Genomic DNA, 17799 nt, shown 5'->3' with positions numbered 1-17799 from the left:
CGCCCAGTTCCCTGTCTGAAATCATCACTGCGATGAATCGGTGACACCTGATCGATTCAGATAACTCGTTGGACGCGGCTTGCCGAGACAGCGACAATGAGGGCATGGAAGACACGGAGACATGCCCGGTTCATCTTCACCGCGTTGATGCGGCGCAGAATATGCGGCGCTTCTACATGCTGGCGATCCAGCCGACACTGTTCGGCGGGGCTTCGGTCATCCGCAACTGGGGCCGGATCGGATCGGGCGGCCAGACGATGATGCAGACCTTCGATCATCCCGACGACGCGAACACAGCACTCTCCCGTTTCGAACGAACGAAGAGACGGCGTGGTTATCGGGACGCGGGCAGCACCGAATAGCCGGTTCAATCGACCGACTTCCTGCATTTCCTGTGGCTTTCGCTGATCTTACGGGCATTCTTGCCTTTCTGCCCCTTTCTTCGCCACATCTTCATTGTCAAAGCTGAAGGATCGAAAACCTAAGAGGAGCGTCCTTCATGACCACGACCAACGAGATCGCCGACAAGATCGCAGCCGACCAGAACCTCACCAAGGCGCAGGCCAAGACGATCGTCGAAAGCGTCTTCAAGCAGATCACCGACGCGGCGCTTGCTGGCGCAGAAACGTCGATCCCATCGTTTGGAAAGTTTAAGCTGAAGGACACTCCGGCGCGTGAAGGCCGCAATCCGGCAACCGGAGCGACAATCAAGATCGCGGCGTCGAAGAAGCTGACCTTTGCGCCCGGCAAGGCGGTCAAGGACGCGTTGAACGGCTGAAGCTATCACGCTGCCGGAAGCGGCAGCATGATGGAAGCCTCCTAGAAAGGAGGCTCCGCGCTGACGCGGCCGTCCTGCTCGGCCTCGATGGCTGCAAGCTCGGCCTGCACCATCTCCAGCTCCGCCGCGATCTGGCGGCGCTCGCCCGCATCCACGGCATTGCGCAATTCGGCCTTAAGTTCTTCGCGCTGAATTTCGAGAGAAATCGTCATCGTCGTCTCCTTGACGTTTGTGAAAGACGACGCAGCGCGTCATGGCGAAGCGGAGGGGTCCAGCATCGCGGGACGCGACCGCCGGAGGCGGCGAGTGGAGGAGCCGATTTGCGGAAGCCGCCATCGGCGGAAGGAGCAAATTGGAGGCGCCGCTCGTGCTGGACGCCTTCGGTTCGCCATGGCACCCTTGGACGAACTGAGCAGTTCCCCCACCTCCAGTGTGGCACCCCAAAAAGCCGGAAGCAGGCTCGATGCCTGCGCCCGGCTCTCCCTTGCGACACGAAAAGAGCCCCGCCTTTCGGCGGAGCTCCTCGGCGGTGATCAGGCCTCCCGCTTCGGGCGGTTCCAGATGAGGGCGTAGTCGCCTTCCTTCTCGCCCGGCCAAAGGGCTGCGGTGATCGGGGCGTTGAAGCTCGGGTCGTCCAGCTTGACCGAGATGTATTCCTCGCCGTCGTTGGAGACCGCCTTCCAGCCGGCGCCGACCTCGACGCCGTTGCCGGCGGTGATGCGGAAGTCCGGAGCGTCGCGCGAGACGCGCTCGATGGGGTTCAGGCGGGCCTTCATGCTGACGGTAAGAGTGCGCACGTTGCCGATGATCGAGTTGTTGCCGTTGGTGGTGAATTCGCCGATGACTGCCATTGTCGTAACCTTTCCGGTTTGCTCGGGCCGCGCCCATCGCGTCCTCGATGACGGTGTTAAGACCGACGGCGATCGACGCCGCACCGCTGGCGGCCGGAACGAAGTGGAGGACGGCCGGGAGCGGCTTTCTTGGCCCGCGAGGAATGCGAACCTGTTCGCAGGGGAAGAAAGTTGCGTATGGCCGTTGCGGCCAAGGCGATCGAGACGAAGGCGTCCTTCGGTCACACCAGTTGAATCGAGGTCTGCGTGGGTGTGGCCTGTCCGAGCCGGATCGACCACGACATGCCGCGAGACCAATCGTTGAATTCACCACCAGCACGCCGCTGGCTCAATCGTTTTCGGGACCATCCTCACACCACGTCACGGCTGCAGACCTGCCGTTCCCTTCGACGCCATCGCCGATGGGTGCGTCTGCATTACCGACCGTTCGACAGCAGAACCATCTTCGACTGGATGGTGTCTCCTCGCTCGAACTCGGCAGTTCCGGCGAAGATGGTCAGCACCATGCGACCAGCCGGCGACGTGGTATCGGCCCATGGCTCGGCCAAAGACCGCAAGCCGGCCTTGGCCGCGTCCAGCAGCTCCGCAATGTCGAGAAGATCACATGTCGCTCCAGACACCTTTTGCTCAAAAATGCGCTTGCACCCAGCCGCCTTTAGCGCCGCACGCTGTCGGTCCAGAGTCTGGTCGTCTGTCGAAACGCGGGCATATCCGATAAGCAAGGTGGTTCCATTCGCTATGGTGCAGCCCGGAATTTACCGCGTACAATCCGTCGCGGAAATATGTATTTTGCGACAAGACAAATATCAGACGCAGAATCGTGAAAAAACTTGGGATTTTCGCGACGTCTCCCCTTTTTCCGACGCCTTACCCGGCGGTAGGCTAGACCAATGGTAACAAACAGAGTGGACGAAATCACCGAAACGAACCGGCTCGCTTGGAACGCGCAACGCTTTGACGCGTGGGTATCCGCCTTCGGGACACCAGAAGATGAGGCGGCAAAGATCATTGCCGACCCGAAACATATTCTGCGGCGGCTATATCCCTATCTTGGAGACGTTACGGGGAAACGCATCTGCAATGTCCAAGGCTCTCATGGGCGCGTTGCCGTAGCACTCGCTCGGCTAGGTGCCGAGGTGTGGGTCATCGACTTCTCGGAAGAGAACCGGCGTTTTGCCCTCCGCTTGGCCGAAGCGGCTGGCGTCGTGATTGATTATGCTCTTTGCGATACCATGGAAGCGGGCAAACTAGGTCAGAACCACAGCTTCGATGTGCTCGTACTGGAGCTTGGCATTCTCCACTACCATCAGAATATCGAGCGGTTTTTCACAGTAATGCGCCAGCTCACTGCAAACGGTGGCATGCTCGTGTTGAACGAATTTCATCCGGTTCAGCGGAAGTTGTTTTGGGCCGAAGGTCCGCATGATTATTTCCAGACCGGGCTAATAGAGGCCGACGTGCCCAATCCTGACGCCACTGGCGTATCCTTGGGGAAATGCCTTTATCGCTTCTGGACGATGGGAGACATCATGACGGCCGCCATCAAAGCCGGGTTTACGATAGCAAGGCTGGATGAACACCCAGACTGGACAGATGCGAGCATTCCAGGAACTTTCACACTGGTCGCTTATGCATGACGGTTGGGACTCCGCTAATCACCGTCGCAGAAATCCTAACATTTGCGACAGAATCGGCGGCGCTGAATTATCAGGGGAATTTCTGTCGCAAAAATCGGCTGCAAAAGTCTGACTTTCGCGACTGAGTTTTGCGGCAGTTTCGGAGCCTCACGGATGCGGATCGGGAAAACCGTGCCGCTCCGACAGAGCGGCGAGAATCTTGTCCTTCTCTGAGATGAAGGACCGGCCCTGATATGTGCCCGTTTGATGGGCTGACGTTGCCCCATCTGCCAGCACCAACAACGGGAGAGACTGGTTTTCCTCCCCTACGAGGCCAGTGACCGGAAGCCTCGGCCGGGGCCACTCAATCCGTTCTACGTCGAGCCGCCTCGCCAGCTCTGGAAATGACGCAAGCACGCCTTCCATGAGGGCGCAGTGCCAACAATAAAACCGCTGGCCCGGATAGGCCGGGTCTTCAAAATCCGGACGCAATAAAAAGAGCTTGTCGCGGGTCATCTTCCATCCCTGATCTGCCGATTGGGATGGAAATACCTGAAACCCCCATAAAAGTCAGGATTTTTGCGACGAACGGCATGTGCCTATCTAGTGTATTGAGTCGGGCTGGTGATAATATAAAATTAGACGGCAGCTTTCGCCACGGCGAAGCTATCCTCGAACAGACGGAAGCGGGTGATTTCGCCATTCTCCACGGTGAAATCAAAGCAAAATTCTGACTCGATCAGCTTACCCGTCCGCAGAACGCGGGACGCAAGTTCTCCGATTGCTATAACCCGATTGCCTTGCGACAGGATTTCCCGCACCGCAAAGGCCTCTGATGCGATCTGCTCCCTGATCTGCGCATAGAACTCCGCTGCGCCTGCCTTTCCGATCTTGCGGCCGATCCACGGCACGACGCTCGTGTCGCCCGCCACGGCTGGCGTCACGGTTTTTGCAAAAGCCGGAATCGAAGCCCACCGTTTGCCGGCGGCGGCGTCCATGAGATTATCGCGAATATTGCCGGCCGACACCACATGGACCGGGAATGGAAGGACATTCGGCGACATCAGCCATTCGAGATGATCGTAGACGGCTTTTGGCTCCCAACCGGTATCGGCAAAGATCGCGCAATCGGGCATCGGCCCGACCTCACCATGCGCTGCTATCGGCGCCATGGTGGTGGACTGGACGCCGGCGCCGAGCGAAAGCGCCCGCAGCCGGATCGGGGAGGGCGCGCCGTCCCCGGTAAAGTTCGACACCTGGAGCATCAGGCCGCCTCCTTTCCGGAAGCTGCCTGCGGCTGAAGGTCGTGCAGATATGTGACAGCGCGCTGCGCATGCGCCGCCGCATTGAAGATCGCCCGCTTGTCGGATCCGAGGATTTCGGCCCAGCTCTGGATATAGGCGGCATGATCCGGCCGAGGCTCCAGCTCCGGCACGATACCCAGATCGGCGCAGATCATCGCTGCCCCAAGCTCCACCAGCATCTCTTCGAACGCCCTCTCGCGGCGATCCTTGTGGTAGCGGCTCAGGTCCCTGTTCAGTCGGGCGGGACCGCCCGCCCAATGCAAGGTTTCGTGCGCTCTCGTCGCAACGAAAGAGGCCATGTCCCGAAATTGTTCGGGCCGCGGCAGCTGGATGTGGTCGGAGGCAGGAGAATAATAGGCCTTGTCGCCGCCGTAACGGACGACAGCGCCCGTGTTATCGAAGAAGCGATCGGCATGCTCGATACGCTCGAGCGGTTTCGCGATCGGCTCGGGGCGACTGTAATAATGATCTGCAAGGCCATCGATTTGATCACAATTGAAAACTGTATAGGCCTTCAGGAAGGGAATATCGCGCTCGACCTCTCCGCCGCCCGCGTCCCTCTCGGTTTTGGTGAAGCGGCTGGCATAGACGACGGTCGAGCCGCTCTCGCCCTTGCGCACGTGAGCGCCGAGTTCGTTTGCCTGGCGCAGCGTCATCCATGTTGACGACATGAAACCACTGGCGACGCTCTCGGACCACAGAAGCAGAACATTGAGGCCGGTGTAAGCTTGTCCGTTGTGACGAAGCGGCCGGCTCACCCGGCCCGATAGAGTGGCCGCGCTCCACGGCTGCACCCATGGGCGCACGCCCTTTTCCAGATCGGCGACGATCCTGTCGGTGATGCGTGCATAAATGTCGGTCCGCGTGTCTGCTGTTTTCCTGCTCATTTCCAAACCTCCGTTTCAGGAGGCCGCGCCCATCGCGGCCCCGTCGCGGAGGGCCGAAAGCAGGAGCGATCGGGGCGAAGGCGCACCGGAACGGCCGGAACGCCAGTGGAGGACGGCGCAGCCGTTGCGGCTTGCCGCCGGATCCTGCAGGACCGACGAACGGGACGGGGCAGCGATGTCGCCCCGCGTCTCTTCCTCTTTCCTCTGTATCCCCATTGAGCTTTACTCCAACGGCGACACAAAAAATGGCCGCCTCGGAGTGAGGCGGCCTCGTCCCGACGAAGGCGGAGCTGGATGCTCCGCCGGAGACGTCTCAGCCGAGCGCGTCCATCTGTGCTGCGGCCGCCTTGCGGTCGAGCGCCTGGCCGGGGTTGTCGACCGGCCGATCGAATGGCTTCCACGCTTCGCCGACAATCTGTTCGTAGGCTGCGACGGCGCCTTCAGCTGCCAGGCGGAGCGCGTGGGCCTGAATACCCATGTCGGCTGCGAACTCGCGCTTGCGCTGGGCGGCGCTGTCGTAACCGACCGGGCCATCGAGATCCTCGTCGCGAGCGTCCGACGCACCCTTGGCGGTCGCATCGCGTGCTTCGGTGACGGCCTTGCTGTAGAACTGGCCAGCGCCATGGGCCGATCCGACATAGGCGCCGACGATGCGCTGGAGATGGATCTGCATCGCCCGTTCGCCGAGGCCATCGGAGAGGCCAGTCGCGGTTTCGACGATAAGGCGCTCGTGCATGTCGCGGATGCCGTCGCTGTCGAGGATGGCCGTTCCGAAGCTTTCGGCGATCCGGAGCGCCTGCGCTTCGTCGGGGCATGTCAGGCGGACCATTTCGATCGTGGCGCCCTTGCGGAGCTGCACGACACGGGCGGCAGGGCGAGAAGCTTGACGGGAAGAGGTTGCGGGCTTTGCCATGATGGTTTCCTTTTCGGTTTGCCCGAAGCGTTCGGCCCCTTGGCCGTTCTGTCCTTCGGTGCGGTCGAAAGGAACCGGCGCAAGCCGGGCGGTTCAGGGTCCGGGCAGGCCAGATCGAGCGAAGCAGGTGGGCGGGCAAGCGGAACCCACGGTTCTGCGAAGCCCGCGTGCCTGTTTTGTCGAGAGCGGCATGACCGGCCGCCCCGCGGCGCGACAGCGGCCTTGAACCGGACGGGCGCTGGTTCAGACCGCCACGAAACCGAAGGACAGAACGGCAAAGGGGCTGATCCCGGATGCCGAAGCCGGAAAGGACGTCATGCAAAATGCGCGCCAGGCCCGCGCCTGCAAGCTGGTCCATGCTGACGTCACTGCTGCTCCGCGTCGCCAGAATGGATCGCCGATATGCCCGATACGCCTGTCAGACACCCTGATTTGCTTGCGCCGGCTTTCCACGATAGACGCGCATCTGGCGTTACGACCGACCAACATTACTCGCGAAAGGAACACCGCAGATGAGCGATCATAGCGGCGACGATTATGTCTATGACGAAACAACCGGCGACTGGCGTCCGGCATCCGAGATTTCCGCCGAAAAAGCAAAAGCCGCAGAGGTGCGCGACGCCTCCGGCAACGTGCTGGCCGATGGCGACTCCGTCGTGCTGATCAAGGACCTGAAGGTCAAAGGCGCCGGCCAGACCTTGAAGCAGGGCACGGTGATCCGCTCGATCCGGCTGACAGACGATCCAGAAGAGATTGACTGCCGGCAGGGCGCAATCAAAGGCCTGGTCCTGCGCACCGAGTTCGTGCGCAAGCGTTGATCAGGGCTGTGCCGATTGCTCAAGGTTTCGGCAGCCGATAGCGATCCAGCCAGGTCGGGCCGTGCGTGTTGCGCAGCTTGCGAAGGATCTGGCCATCATCGCAGCGCCCTTCGCCCATCCAGACGGTGTTGAGGATGCGCTTCCATGATCGGCCGTGCCTCGCTGCGTAATGCTGAAGCGCCTTTACCTCCTGATCCGTGAGGGACGGAAGCGGTTCATGGCGCTTCATGGTATCGTCTCCTGCAATGCCGCAATCGCGGCCTGCTGCCGCATAAGCTTGCGCGTCAGAGCATCGATCTCTGGCTGGCGCTGCGCGGTGATCGCCGCAAGATTGGAGCGGTAGCGGGTGAGGAAGGCTTCGGGTTCAGGAGGCCTGCCGCGGCGATATCCGTATTTGCGCCGTCCAAGCGATGGGATCAGCGCGGTCATCCTGCGAATGATCTGGCGGTCGATCATGTCGAGCTGATGCCGCGTCTGCCGGCACGCTTCTTCCATGCGCCGCAACTCCGCCTGTCGATCGATGGACCGGTTCATGCCGCCGCCCTCCCCGTCCATGAGGCAAAGCTTGATGGCCCGTCGTAGGCTGCGTGGCGCGCTTCATCGATGACGAAGCCGAAACGGCCTGCTTCGTATTCGGGTGACGGCACGAGAAATCGCCGTTCCTCGCCGCTATGATCGCGCCTGCCTGCGCGCGTGGCGATCACCTCGGTCATGCCTGGATGATGATCCGATCGAAGTGCCGAGATCACGATCCAGTCGCTGGCGTGCTCGAGCTCGAACGCGCGGCGATCCTTCACATGAGATTCGCCGTGAGCTAGCACGGTCGCGAAAATAGCCTCCCACGCATCAGGCTCCCAGTCCTTTAGCGTCTCGCTGGCGCAACGCTTCTCGAAGCTGGTGAACAGTTCAGGGAAGGTGAGCGCCATGGCAGCCCAGGCGCAATCCTCCTCGTAAAACGCGTCGTCCGCCCGGAGCAGCGGATGGACAATGCGGTTTCGGTCGGCCGAGAGCTTGAAGCCGCCGTGGCTTGCAGTGGAGTGGAATTCGATCCCCTCGGCATAGGTTGTCGAGTGCTGGGCCGAACCCCATGGCGTATGCACATGGGGGGCGATATTTCGACGTCCGAGCGCCTGTTTTTCGCGCTGATGTTCGGCCTGTTCAAGGACGTGTGCACTAAACGCCGCCTCATCGGCCAGTTCGCCGGAATGGCCGTAGAAGTCTCCCCGTCGCCACTCGGGAAGCGGACGCCCAATCTTCCAGCCGGTGGCCAGATAATGCCGTCCGGATTGACCTTGCAGCATGGCAAAGGCGTGATCGCCGACGCAAGCGACGGGGAACCCTTCGCAGGACAGACCAAAGAAAACCCCTGGAAATCCAGGGGTGCAGTCGGGCATGTTCGTGTTGGGAGGATCGATCATGCGGCAGCCCTCCCTTCCACGACATCGGCTGCTATCTCATCCGCCGTGACGTCCTCGAGGACGGCGGACGGATAGCCATGGTTGGTTAGCCATTCCTCCGCAGCCTGCCGGCTCGCCGCGAGATGGACGAGCTCGGCGCTGTCGCCAGGGCGGTCGAAGACACGGCAACTGCCGACTGCCGGACGTTCGACGATCGTGAACGTCAGGCTGGTTTCCAGCGTGAAGGTACGATGGATACGGATCGTGATCACGCCGCCGCTGCCATAGTCACCTTCGTGCAGCGTGAAGCTGGGCGGCAGGCTGATGTTGCCGGCGCCGCGCTCATCCTGCTTGCGTATCAGCCGGCCTCTGCTGTTGTTGGTCTTCCACGCGGAGATGTTTTTGCGATGGCGCTCCGGCGGGCGCGGCTTTCCGTCGGACCACGCCAGAACGGTGCCGATCGGCGCCAGGAATGCGAGATGTGCAGACATGTTGATCTCCTTGATCTTTAGGGTTGGAAACGAAGCCGCCGCCGGTGGAAATCACCGGCGGCGGACATTCATTCGGAAGGGGAAGGAGGGACGCGGCTACTCCGCGGCGATCCCGTAAGCATCCTGCTCTTCGTCAGGATCGACGGCTTCGGGAGCGTCATCGGCGCTGCCCGGAAGATCGACCTCGTCTTCGGGGGTGGCGAGGGCTTCTTCTCCATCAAGGGCGGGCTCATCGACGTCTGCTTCTTCCGCGCAGTCGTCGTCATCGAGAACCTCGCTACTCCTGATGAGATCCACGATGTCCTGCGGATCGGGCGCGAAGAGTGCGGCCGTGTGAACGAAGCGCTCTTCCTTAAAATGATCAACGAGAGCCGCACGGGTCTCCCGCACCTTCTGGCGCGGAAGCACGTTCGCCTCCTTCGCCGCTGCTTCCATCGCCTGGCGAGACAGGCACAGCAGAAAGTCCTCCGAGCCCATGTTCGGCAGGAAGTTGTCGGCGCCGATCGCGTCACCTGCGATCCGGGAGATCACGCCGCTGTTGGACATACCCCGCCGGCACGACAGCACATCGATCAGCATCGAACGCGCGGCCAAGCGCAGTGTCTCCCCGTCGAAGGCGAGCTTGCCGGTTTCGCCGATCAGCCGGGCGGCGTGGCGCTTGAAGCGCTTCGACCCGAACACGGTATCGGTCGCGCCGGAATCCACGCGGACGTTGAGGCCGGCGAACGCAAGCACGAGCAGGGCCATCAGCATGTCGTCCTCGATCGGGGCGCGTCCAAGCGCCTCATGCAGGGCATCGGTGCGGAAGTCGCCGATCATGTCCTGCCCCTTCTGGGTCACATCGGGGCGCGGCTTCGGCGCGTCGACGATTGCATCATCGGCTTCGGCCAGACCGCCCGTCTTGGACGAAGCGCCCTTCTTCGTTTTCTTGTCCTCAGGCATCCGGTACGCGACTGACTGCACCTTGCCGTCACGGTCGAGATACATCCCGACGTGATCGGACTTGGACGGCTTGCCGTAAACGCGCTCCGCTTTCTTCGGCAGTTCCGGCTGGCCCCAGTTGTTGACCTCGATGATCGACCCCTTCTTCGGAAGGTTGTTCGTCATCCATTCCTGCTGGGCGCCGAGAAACGCTTCCACGTTGGTGGTGTAGCGGCTGTCCTGGTCGGCCGGAGCGAACAGATCCTCGACCCATTCGATGCCATAGGCAGCGGCGAGATCATCCCCGAAGCTTGCATCCTTGGCGAACATGCGGGTCTTGGAGAGTGCTCGAGAGATGTTGTACCAGTCGGCCCGCTCGGACTTCTTCGGCTTGTGAGCTTTCCAGACTTGCCTCTGCTCGTCGAGCGAGGCTGCGGCGATGGTCCGGAGCTGCTGCTCGTTCGGCATGTCGCCGAGCGCCATATGGTCGAGCATGGGCGGCAGCACATTGGCCAGGAGCCTGAGCTTCCTGATCTGGCGGACCGGCAGTGCGAGCGCCACGCCGATCGCTTCCTCGGTCCAGCCGAGCGCAACCAGGCGTTCGATGCCGCGCCATTGGTCGACGGGGTTGAGCGGCTCGCGGGCGATGTTTTCCACCATCGAGCGCATCGCGCCATTGTCGTTGGCCGCTGCGACGACGAGGACGGTGATTTCCTCCAGTCCCGCTGCGATCGCCTGCTTCACGCGGCGGTGTCCTGCCTGGATGATGTAGCCATTGCCACCGTCGACTTCCGGCGAGATGACCGGCGGCTGGATGATGCCGACCGCTTTCACCGTCGCAAGCAACAGCGCGTCGGATTGTGGCGAGGATTTCGAGCGACGCGTGTCGTCAGGATTGTCCTTCAGCGCACGGGGATCGAGTTTGAGGATTTGCATGAGATTGGCTCCTTCCGGGATTAATGAGCCGGCGCCTTGCCAGCCCTTTTCCGTCTTCAGTTCTTTCCAAAGACACTTCCCGGACCGCGGAGCGGACGGGCCGGTGCAACTGCGGCCGAGCATCCCTGCCCGGCTGGCCAAGCACGGCTTACAGCCCTGCGCAGGACGACGGGCCGGGATCGCGAGTGGCGCGGTTGAGCGCAAGCGTCAGCGGCCTGCCCGAGCTGCGAGCAAGCTTCTCCCCTTCCTTATTTTCTCATTTCAGAAGAGCGATTTTGTAAAATCAAAATGATCGGTCGCATTTGCGGGTCTACCCGATCCCTCTTAAAATTCGCGATAAATCGAGTATCGCTTTTCAAGCCGCGATCCGCTCATCGACATCAATCGCCAGTGCCGCGTCGACCTCGGCAAGCTGCCGACGTTTCTCGGCCAGTTCACCGGCGAAGGCGAAATCGCCGCCTTGGTCGCGCGACTGGTATGATGCGAGCCGGCGGCGCGCATCGGCGAGGCGTTGGCGATTGCGCTCGCGTTCACCCTCGAAATCGCCAACTGCGTGTTCGAGGCGGGAGACGGCCCCGAGCGGCGTCACCGTCACGGGCAGATCGATCTCGAAATCCGCGCCGGTGCGCATCAGCATGGTGGTGTATCGATAATTGTCGCGGCCGAAGCGTTCCCCAACATATTCCAGGTCGAAGCCGCCGATTGAAGCGACGATCGTCTCGCCCTGCCTCTTGAGTTGCACCTGGGTCAGGATCTCTTTCATCAAGGAACGACCAGCCTCCTTGCGCTCGGCATAGACCTTGCCCATGACGGTCACCGAGAAGGCGTCGCCAGCCGTTGGAACCAGGCGCTCGATATCCTGCCCGACCTCTGCGATCCGCCGCATGGAAGATTCGATATCGCGCTCGGCATCGCGGATCTGCCGGCGAACGGCGTGCTGGTCGTCGATATGAGCGGCGCGCAGGCGCTCCAGCCGCGCGATATCGGCTTCAAGCCCTGCCTTCTGCATCAGGCGCTGATCGCCCGATGCGATGGCCTTGGCCATTGCGAACTGGTTGGCCTGCCCCTCGCCGAGATTTTCGAGCCGCCTGATCGAGGTGTCGCCGGAGAGCGCAGCGGCGATGAAGCGCGCCTTGCGCTCGTTGTTCTGCCACATCGTCGCGTCGAGCGAACCCTCGGTGGCATAGGCAAAGATATCGACCTCGTCATGCTGGTTGCCCTGACGCACGATGCGGCCCTCGCGCTGCTCGATCTGGGAGGGAAGCCAGGGCACGTCGAGATGATGCAGCGCCTTCAGGCGGAGCTGGGCGTTGACCCCGGTTCCCATCGTCTCCGAGGATCCGATCAGGAACCGGACCCTGCCTGCCCGGACGTCGCCGAACAGCCGCTGTTTCGCCTCAGACTTCTTGAAGTCCTGCATGAAGGCGATCTCCGACGCCGGCACGCCTAAGCGGATCAGTTCGTCGCGGATCCAGCGATAGGCCGAAAAACCCCTTGTCTTCTCGACGCTGATAGTGCCCAGATCGGAAAAGATCATCTGTGCCGCGCCGGTCAGCTCAAACGACTTACCGTCATGGCGGAGATAGGTGCTGCCCTCGGTCGCCTTCCAGATATTGAAGGCGTTCGAGATGAGGTTGTTGAGCTTGTTGTCCGCCTCATTGTCATTGTCGGCATCCACGAGGCGCAGGTCGATCGCCGCATGCCGGCCGTCCGTGATAACGGAGAGCAGGATATCGTCGCCCGGCTGCGGCGGCCCTTCGCGCTCCTCGATCGCCTTGATGCGCTCGGCCAGCACCATCTGGTAGTGCTTGAACGTCTGTGTCGGCTTCGACGTGACGATCTGGCGCCTGCCGGTCGAGATCGCCGGCACCTTTACATATTCGCGCAAGTCCGCCGGCATGACGACATCCGCGAAGCTGCGGAACATCGCGATCAGCTCGGGCACGTTGACGAAGCTCGCGAAGCGGGACACCGGCTTGTACTTGCCGGATGGCTGAAGCTCCAGCTCGGTGGTGGTGTCGCCGAAGGTCGAGGCCCAGGCGTCGAACTCATGCAGGCCACGCTCGATCAGCGCCGGGTGACCCATCAAGCGCTGGACCGAGAACATTTCGCCGAGCGTATTTGTGATCGGCGTGCCCGAAGCGAGGACAAGCGCCCGGCCGGGATTGATCGTCTCGATGAAACGGGATTTCACATAGAGATCCCAGGCCCGCTGCGAGCCGTTCGGATCGACGCCCTTCAACGTCGACATATTGGTCGCGAAGCTGAGCTTCCTGAACTCCTGCGCCTCGTCGACGATAATCTGGTCGACGCCAACCTCGGCGATGGTGAGGAGATCGTCCTTGCGGGTGGAAAGCGCTTCGAGCCGCTCCCGCAGTCCCTCCTTCAGGCGCTCGAGGCGCTTGCGAGAGACGCGGTCCTCATCCTCGACCTTCAGGAGCAGGGTTTCGTAGAGCTCCAGTTCGTCGTGGATCATCTGTTGTTCAAACACCGACGGGACACCGATGAACCTGAAGGCGGAATGCGTGATGATGATCGCATCCCAGGTTGCCGTCGCCGCGCGCGACAGGAACCGGGCGCGCTTGTCCTTCGAAAAATTTGTCTCGTCCGCAACGAGGATGCGAGCCGTGGGATAGAGCGCCAGGAACTCGCGCGCGGCCTGCGCAAGGCAATGCCCCGGCACGACCTGCATCGCCTTGGCGACCAGGCCGAGACGCCGCTGCTCCATGATGCTTGCTGCCATCGTCATGGTCTTGCCGGCGCCGACGGCATGGGCGAGATAGGTCGAGCCGGCCGAGATGATCCTCCAGATCCCGCGTTTCTGATGCCCGTAGAGAACAAAGGCGCCTGAGGCGCCTGGAAGTTTGAGATGATCGCCGTTGAACTTTCGCGGCGCGATGTTGTTGAAGCGGTCGTTATAGACGCGTGCCAGCCGGTCGGTGCGATCGGGATCGGACCATATCCAGCGCTGGAAGGCCTGCTTGATCTTGTGAAGCTTTTCCTTGGCCGCTTCGGTATCGACGACGTTGAGAACCCGCTTTTCGCTGTCGCCGTCCCTGATCGTATCGAAGATCTGCGGCACCCGGCTGTTCAGGGCATCGGACAGCAGTTCGCCGGCATGGCGGCGGTCCGTTCCCCATTCGGATGTTCCGGCGGCGAGGTAGGAAAGCTGGCGGGCCTCGACGGTCCATGACGCCAGTTCGGGCATGTGATGGATCCGGATGTCCGTTCCCATCATCTCCTTGACAAAGGCGACGACGTCTCCAGCCGGTATCCACGGAGCGCCGAGGCGCGCGGTGATGTCCGAAGGTCGAAGATCGACCGGCTGGACGGCTGTGAGCGCCGAGACGTTGGGCTCATAGGCGGGATCGAGCGCGGCCGCAGCTTCCGCGACCTTGAGCTTGTCGCGGACATGACCGGATAGATAGGCGTCGGCCATCTGCCAGGATCCGTCGGCGGGATCGCGGAAGATCGCGCTGCCAAGTTCAGTGACGACGTCTTCGGGATCACGGTGTAAAAGCTCGGCGATATGGTCGAGATCAACGCGCCCGCGTTCGTTGAGCACCACGGCGAGCGCATCCGCGGCACTGGTGATCACCGGTGGCGCGGGCGGCGAGATCACCCGTTCAGTAAAGATCGGGCCGGGCCTGGCTGTGTCGTTTTCGAGGTCGTAGTCCTCGATCGAGGCGACCAGCCAGCAATCGGGATCGTCTGCGAACGGCTGGAGGTTCGGGCGGCGGTGGCTCTCGCGCGTCTCGCCTGTCTCCGGGTCCTCGGTGATCGAGACCGTGGTGTGGTTGATCGGGCCGAAGTCGCGCACGAAGCTCGACCAGGCAATGCGCAGCTTGACCTGAAGGTCCTTCCAGGGCCTGTCGAGCTCCTGCGCCTTCAACACCTCGCGCACCGCGTCACGGACCGGGATAAGCTTCTGGATGATGCGGATGTGTTTCTCCGGGATACCGTCGGCGCTGCGACCCTTACGGGCCTTCACCGCAACGGGTTCGCCGTCGATCACCTGCATCAGGCCCCTGGCGTTATCGACGAAGAAGCTGCCTTCGCGGACATGCCGGCCGGCAGGGAGATCGCGAGGACTATCGTCGGTCGCGTCCTCAAGATCGAGATCGATCCCGGTGGGCTCGCCGTCATAGCGGCCTTCCGGAAGAAGATGGACGGCGGCCGACAGCGCCGCGGCGAGGTCCTCGTTGTCACGCGGAAGGCATGTATAGGTCTCGCCGAAGGGCCCGGAGGTCAGTGCGTGGGTGCCGAGCACGAACTCCGGATGCTGGGCGAACCACCTGTTGACGCGGATGGCGCCCTCATCCTCCATGGCGGGCCGTATTTCGTCCGTGTCGAGCCAGGAAAGATTGCCCTCTGGCTCGGCGACCTTGCGCTTGCGGAAGAACAGAATGTCGACGACGACGTCGGTTCCCGCGTCGGCCCGGAAGCTGCCTTCCGGCAGGCGGATGGCGGCAATCAGGTCTGCCGTCTTTGTAATATACTCGCGCGCGGAGGAATCCGCCTTGTCCATCGTGCCGGAGCTGGTGACGAAGGCGGCGAAAGCCCCCGGCTTTAACAGGTCGATCGACCGGGCAATGAAATAGTCGTGCAATCGCAGCCCGAGCGAGCGATAGGCGCGGTCGGAGCGTACGGTCCGGTCCGAGAATGGCGGATTGCCGATGGCGAGGTCGAAGCTTGCCGGCAACTCCGTGCGCGCAAAATCTCCGGTGAGGATCCGCGCCCGCGGCTGCAACAACCGGACGATGCGTGCCGTGACGGGATCGAGTTCGACGCCGGTAACGTGCGACGGATCACGAAGAGCTTCCGGCATCAGCGCCGGAAACAGGCCCGTGCCGATCCCCGGCTCCAGCACCCGGCCGCCGCGCCATCCGAGACGCTGCAGGCCAGACCAGATCGCCCGGACGATGAACTCCGGTGTGAAATGGGCATACTGAGTGCAGCGGGAGAGCGACGCATAGTCGGTCTCGCCGACCGCATCCTCCAGATCGAAACCGATCTCGTCCCAGCCCTTGCGGAATTCGAGCTCGCCCGGACGGCGGAAGACGCCGTTGGCAAGATCGGACGCGCCGAAGCCGGTGAAGCGGATCAGCGTCTCCTGTTCCTCGCGCGTCGCAGGACGTTCGCTCGCCTCGATCTCGGCAGCGAGCCGGATCGCGGCAATATTGTCGCGCGCACGGTCCTTCCAGCGGCGGGCGAGACCACGGTCATCGACGAGATGGAAGTTCGGGCCACGGGCACGGCACGGCGGGGAAGACGGCCCCACGAACGCGGCGATCGGCAAGGCCGGCGCTGGAGTTGTGGGATCCGGATCGTCGTCGGGCTCGAAGTTGCTGCCGAAGGCCGTCACGCCCAGGCCGAGACCGGACGAAAGCGCGGTGTTGCCGAAAAGATCGATGGTGAAGGGATCATCATGTGACATGCTGGAATCTCCTTGGGTGAAGGCGCGCGTCGCCGTCCCGCTGGAAGGTTCCAGTCGGCTGACGATGTGCGGGGATGAAGAGGACTGGGTGGGCTGGACCGGCCGCGGGACGGCGAGCGTCTGCGGATCGCTAGTCTCGCGCGATCACGGTGAGTTGCATCGAATCCTCGTGGAAGACGACCCTCAGATGCGTGCATCCGGGGCTGGCAGCGATCAGCTTCACGAGCATGGCACCGTCGAGAAACTCGACCCCGTCATCGCCGCCGAAATGCTGGCGCTTGTATTGCCAATAGTCAGGGTTGGTCTTCGGATCGCATTCTTCGGCATAGACGACGAACGGCCGCTGCCCTTCGGCGAGCTTGCCGTTGGAGAGGATGTAGACGCCCTCGTCTCCGACCAGCCAAAGACCGGGCTTCTCATCGCGGCCCGGAAACATGCCGTAGTGGGGATTGCGGAAGCCGCCGTTGAGGTGCGCGTCGAGGCGTCCGCGCATCATGACGACGTGGATGTCCGTCACGGAAAAAGTGAACATCGCCGCCTCCCTTACGCCGCTATCGCGTCAGGGAGGTAGCGCAGATGCACCGGCAGCTTCGATGCGATCTCTGCATCCGTGAGGTCGTCGAGCAGCTTCAGGACGGTGCCCTGGCGTCCGCCGTAGAAGAGCACGGTCCGCTTGCCGTGGTCGTGTTCCGGCCAGCGTTCGCCGGCATAGCCGCGATAGTCATCATGGGTGCTCGACCAGATGTGGTCCAGGCGTTCCGCACGCGTCATCGCCCGGACGGGCCGGGTTTCGCGTTCTACGATCGCATCGCGCATCCGTTCGGGCGAGCCCTTGCCAGCGAGGTCGCAATAGGCATGGAAATACCGCATCCGGTCGTCGATCTTCAGCGTGAAAAAGATGCTGGCGATGCTGCCCGTGAGGAACTCGCGCATGGCGAACATATCGCCCCGCATGAACAGCGGCGGCAGAATCTCGAACATGTAATCGTGCTGCGCCTGGGCGACTTCGAACCATTCGCCTCGATAGAGCGCGCTTTCGTCACCCTCCCAGCGGTTCAGGCGTTGCGCGTGGCGGTCGAACAAGCGGAACATCTGCCGGCGGTCGGCGATGCATTCAAAGACTTTACGTATTGGAGAGACGGTCATGGGCGGGCTCCTTTCAGCCTCGTCGGGAAGGACACGCGGCTCATCCTCGCGATGTCGCCATCCTCTTCAGCCCTTCCTGACCCCTCCTTGGAGCCGCCTCTCCGCCCGGACGGGTCAAGGGCCGCGCAGCGGGCGAAGCTTTACCCTTGACGCGGCCGGCGGGCATGCGGCAACCGGTTTCCTCCTCTCCCTTCTTCCTTTTCGTTTTTTCATTCTGCTCCATCTGACCAAAGCGGTCAGCTTATAGACTGATCAAATTACATATCTGATCATGTCGTGGACTGATCTGTCGATATTGTTTATC

General features: G+C 62.1%; 18 protein-coding genes and 2 pseudogenes. 4 read left to right on the top strand and 16 right to left on the bottom strand.

All coding sequences use genetic code 11. The annotated features are described in order from the left end of the window. The first annotated feature begins 104 nt into the window (after nt 1-104). Nucleotides 105-362: a WGR domain-containing protein gene (locus tag ADU59_RS01090; protein ID WP_068950863.1), complete on the top strand. Its 258-nt coding sequence runs from the start codon at nt 105-107 to the stop codon at nt 360-362. A 137-nt stretch (nt 363-499) separates the two neighbouring features. Further along, nucleotides 500-778, top strand: a complete 279-nt coding sequence (locus ADU59_RS01085; protein WP_012654901.1) for an HU family DNA-binding protein — start codon at nt 500-502, stop codon at nt 776-778. Nucleotides 779-819: 41 nt separating this feature from the next. Here ADU59_RS01085 and ADU59_RS30825 read toward each other — a convergent pair whose 3' ends face one another. The 3 genes and pseudogenes from ADU59_RS30825 to ADU59_RS01075 form a co-directional block, all read right to left on the bottom strand. Beyond that, the gene (locus tag ADU59_RS30825) at nt 820-990 is read right to left on the bottom strand and encodes a hypothetical protein (RefSeq protein WP_012654900.1); all 171 of its coding nucleotides are present in this window, start codon (nt 988-990) and stop codon (nt 820-822) included. A gap of 321 nt (nt 991-1311) precedes the next feature. After that, nucleotides 1312-1629, bottom strand: coding sequence for a DUF736 domain-containing protein (locus ADU59_RS01080; protein WP_041723935.1), 318 nt, complete (start codon nt 1627-1629; stop codon nt 1312-1314). A gap of 464 nt (nt 1630-2093) precedes the next feature. Next, nucleotides 2094-2351: pseudogene (locus ADU59_RS01075) on the bottom strand (recombinase family protein); the annotation flags it as partial. 183 nt (nt 2352-2534) lie between these two features. Here ADU59_RS01075 and ADU59_RS01070 point away from each other — a divergent pair. Further along, nucleotides 2535-3266: a class I SAM-dependent methyltransferase gene (locus ADU59_RS01070; protein WP_234885313.1), complete on the top strand. Its 732-nt coding sequence runs from the start codon at nt 2535-2537 to the stop codon at nt 3264-3266. A gap of 147 nt (nt 3267-3413) precedes the next feature. On the opposite strand, the gene ADU59_RS01065 is transcribed toward ADU59_RS01070, so the two are convergent. The 5 genes and pseudogenes from ADU59_RS01065 to ADU59_RS01040 all read right to left on the bottom strand — a co-directional run bounded on the left by ADU59_RS01065 (nt 3414) and on the right by ADU59_RS01040 (nt 6349). Next, nucleotides 3414-3761 (bottom strand): DUF3088 domain-containing protein, encoded by a 348-nt coding sequence (locus tag ADU59_RS01065; protein ID WP_012654890.1) that lies wholly within the window; start codon nt 3759-3761, stop codon nt 3414-3416. Between the two features lie 122 nt (nt 3762-3883). Next, the gene (locus tag ADU59_RS31365) at nt 3884-4156 is read right to left on the bottom strand and encodes a nuclear transport factor 2 family protein (RefSeq protein WP_234617956.1); all 273 of its coding nucleotides are present in this window, start codon (nt 4154-4156) and stop codon (nt 3884-3886) included. 21 nt (nt 4157-4177) lie between these two features. Next, nucleotides 4178-4510: pseudogene (locus tag ADU59_RS31360) on the bottom strand (hypothetical protein); the annotation flags it as partial. After that, a complete protein-coding gene (locus ADU59_RS01050; RefSeq protein ID WP_041723928.1) occupies nt 4510-5436 on the bottom strand; it encodes an ArdC family protein in 927 nt (308 codons plus the stop codon). The gene ADU59_RS01050 and the pseudogene ADU59_RS31360, both read right to left, overlap by 1 nt. A 313-nt stretch (nt 5437-5749) precedes the next feature. Beyond that, the gene (locus ADU59_RS01040) at nt 5750-6349 is read right to left on the bottom strand and encodes a hypothetical protein (protein WP_012654887.1); all 600 of its coding nucleotides are present in this window, start codon (nt 6347-6349) and stop codon (nt 5750-5752) included. Between the two features lie 512 nt (nt 6350-6861). On the opposite strand from ADU59_RS01040, the gene ADU59_RS01035 reads away from it, so the two are divergent. Further along, nucleotides 6862-7167 carry an alkylphosphonate utilization protein gene (locus ADU59_RS01035; protein WP_012654885.1) on the top strand — a complete coding sequence of 102 codons (306 nt, stop codon included), beginning with the start codon at nt 6862-6864 and terminating at the stop codon, nt 7165-7167. Between the two features lie 19 nt (nt 7168-7186). On the opposite strand, the gene ADU59_RS01030 is transcribed toward ADU59_RS01035, so the two are convergent. The 8 genes from ADU59_RS01030 to ADU59_RS00995 all read right to left on the bottom strand — a co-directional run bounded on the left by ADU59_RS01030 (nt 7187) and on the right by ADU59_RS00995 (nt 17495). Further along, the gene (locus ADU59_RS01030; protein WP_012654884.1) at nt 7187-7396 is read right to left on the bottom strand and encodes a hypothetical protein; all 210 of its coding nucleotides are present in this window, start codon (nt 7394-7396) and stop codon (nt 7187-7189) included. Then, entirely contained in the window at nt 7393-7701 is a 309-nt protein-coding gene (locus tag ADU59_RS01025; RefSeq protein ID WP_041723924.1) for a hypothetical protein, read from the bottom strand. The genes ADU59_RS01030 and ADU59_RS01025 overlap by 4 nt, the downstream gene beginning before the upstream one ends. Then, entirely contained in the window at nt 7698-8585 is an 888-nt protein-coding gene (locus tag ADU59_RS01020; RefSeq protein ID WP_068950860.1) for a DUF7007 domain-containing protein, read from the bottom strand. Before ADU59_RS01020 ends, ADU59_RS01025 begins: the two co-directional genes overlap by 4 nt. Continuing rightward, nucleotides 8582-9055, bottom strand: coding sequence for a hypothetical protein (locus tag ADU59_RS01015; protein ID WP_068950858.1), 474 nt, complete (start codon nt 9053-9055; stop codon nt 8582-8584). Before ADU59_RS01015 ends, ADU59_RS01020 begins: the two co-directional genes overlap by 4 nt. Before the next feature lie 96 nt (nt 9056-9151). Further along, entirely contained in the window at nt 9152-10912 is a 1761-nt protein-coding gene (locus ADU59_RS01010; RefSeq protein WP_068950856.1) for a ParB N-terminal domain-containing protein, read from the bottom strand. A gap of 355 nt (nt 10913-11267) precedes the next feature. Beyond that, nucleotides 11268-16349 carry an Eco57I restriction-modification methylase domain-containing protein gene (locus ADU59_RS01005; protein ID WP_068950854.1) on the bottom strand — a complete coding sequence of 1694 codons (5082 nt, stop codon included), beginning with the start codon at nt 16347-16349 and terminating at the stop codon, nt 11268-11270. Nucleotides 16350-16479: 130 nt separating this feature from the next. Further along, a complete protein-coding gene (locus ADU59_RS01000) occupies nt 16480-16881 on the bottom strand; it encodes a DUF3085 domain-containing protein (RefSeq protein ID WP_045024855.1) in 402 nt (133 codons plus the stop codon). Nucleotides 16882-16892: 11 nt separating this feature from the next. Then, nucleotides 16893-17495, bottom strand: a complete 603-nt coding sequence (locus ADU59_RS00995) for a DUF1419 domain-containing protein (protein WP_068950852.1) — start codon at nt 17493-17495, stop codon at nt 16893-16895. Between the last annotated feature and the right edge of the window lie 304 nt (nt 17496-17799).

This window comes from Pararhizobium polonicum (assembly GCF_001687365.1).
Taxonomy (GTDB): Bacteria; Pseudomonadota; Alphaproteobacteria; order Rhizobiales; family Rhizobiaceae; genus Pararhizobium; species Pararhizobium polonicum.
The sequence above is the reverse complement of the archived record's forward strand: the minus strand, read 5'-3'. Positions and strand labels throughout refer to the sequence as shown.

Excerpts from the sequence above, each read along its gene's own strand:
- ADU59_RS01085 (WP_012654901.1), top strand. The coding sequence starts at position 500 with ATGACCACGACCAACGAGATCGCCGACAAGATCGCAGCCGACCAGAAC.
- ADU59_RS01020 (WP_068950860.1), bottom strand. The coding sequence starts at position 8,585 with ATGATCGATCCTCCCAACACGAACATGCCCGACTGCACCCCTGGATTT.
- ADU59_RS30825 (WP_012654900.1), bottom strand. The coding sequence starts at position 990 with ATGACGATTTCTCTCGAAATTCAGCGCGAAGAACTTAAGGCCGAATTG.
- ADU59_RS00995 (WP_068950852.1), bottom strand. The coding sequence starts at position 17,495 with ATGACCGTCTCTCCAATACGTAAAGTCTTTGAATGCATCGCCGACCGC.
- ADU59_RS01040 (WP_012654887.1), bottom strand. The coding sequence starts at position 6,349 with ATGGCAAAGCCCGCAACCTCTTCCCGTCAAGCTTCTCGCCCTGCCGCC.
- ADU59_RS01030 (WP_012654884.1), bottom strand. The coding sequence starts at position 7,396 with ATGAAGCGCCATGAACCGCTTCCGTCCCTCACGGATCAGGAGGTAAAG.
- ADU59_RS01005 (WP_068950854.1), bottom strand. The coding sequence starts at position 16,349 with ATGTCACATGATGATCCCTTCACCATCGATCTTTTCGGCAACACCGCG.
- ADU59_RS01050 (WP_041723928.1), bottom strand. The coding sequence starts at position 5,436 with ATGAGCAGGAAAACAGCAGACACGCGGACCGACATTTATGCACGCATC.
- ADU59_RS01035 (WP_012654885.1), top strand. The coding sequence starts at position 6,862 with ATGAGCGATCATAGCGGCGACGATTATGTCTATGACGAAACAACCGGC.
- ADU59_RS01080 (WP_041723935.1), bottom strand. The coding sequence starts at position 1,629 with ATGGCAGTCATCGGCGAATTCACCACCAACGGCAACAACTCGATCATC.
- ADU59_RS01025 (WP_041723924.1), bottom strand. The coding sequence starts at position 7,701 with ATGAACCGGTCCATCGATCGACAGGCGGAGTTGCGGCGCATGGAAGAA.
- ADU59_RS01010 (WP_068950856.1), bottom strand. The coding sequence starts at position 10,912 with ATGCAAATCCTCAAACTCGATCCCCGTGCGCTGAAGGACAATCCTGAC.
- ADU59_RS01065 (WP_012654890.1), bottom strand. The coding sequence starts at position 3,761 with ATGACCCGCGACAAGCTCTTTTTATTGCGTCCGGATTTTGAAGACCCG.
- ADU59_RS01000 (WP_045024855.1), bottom strand. The coding sequence starts at position 16,881 with ATGTTCACTTTTTCCGTGACGGACATCCACGTCGTCATGATGCGCGGA.
- ADU59_RS01015 (WP_068950858.1), bottom strand. The coding sequence starts at position 9,055 with ATGTCTGCACATCTCGCATTCCTGGCGCCGATCGGCACCGTTCTGGCG.
- ADU59_RS01090 (WP_068950863.1), top strand. The coding sequence starts at position 105 with ATGGAAGACACGGAGACATGCCCGGTTCATCTTCACCGCGTTGATGCG.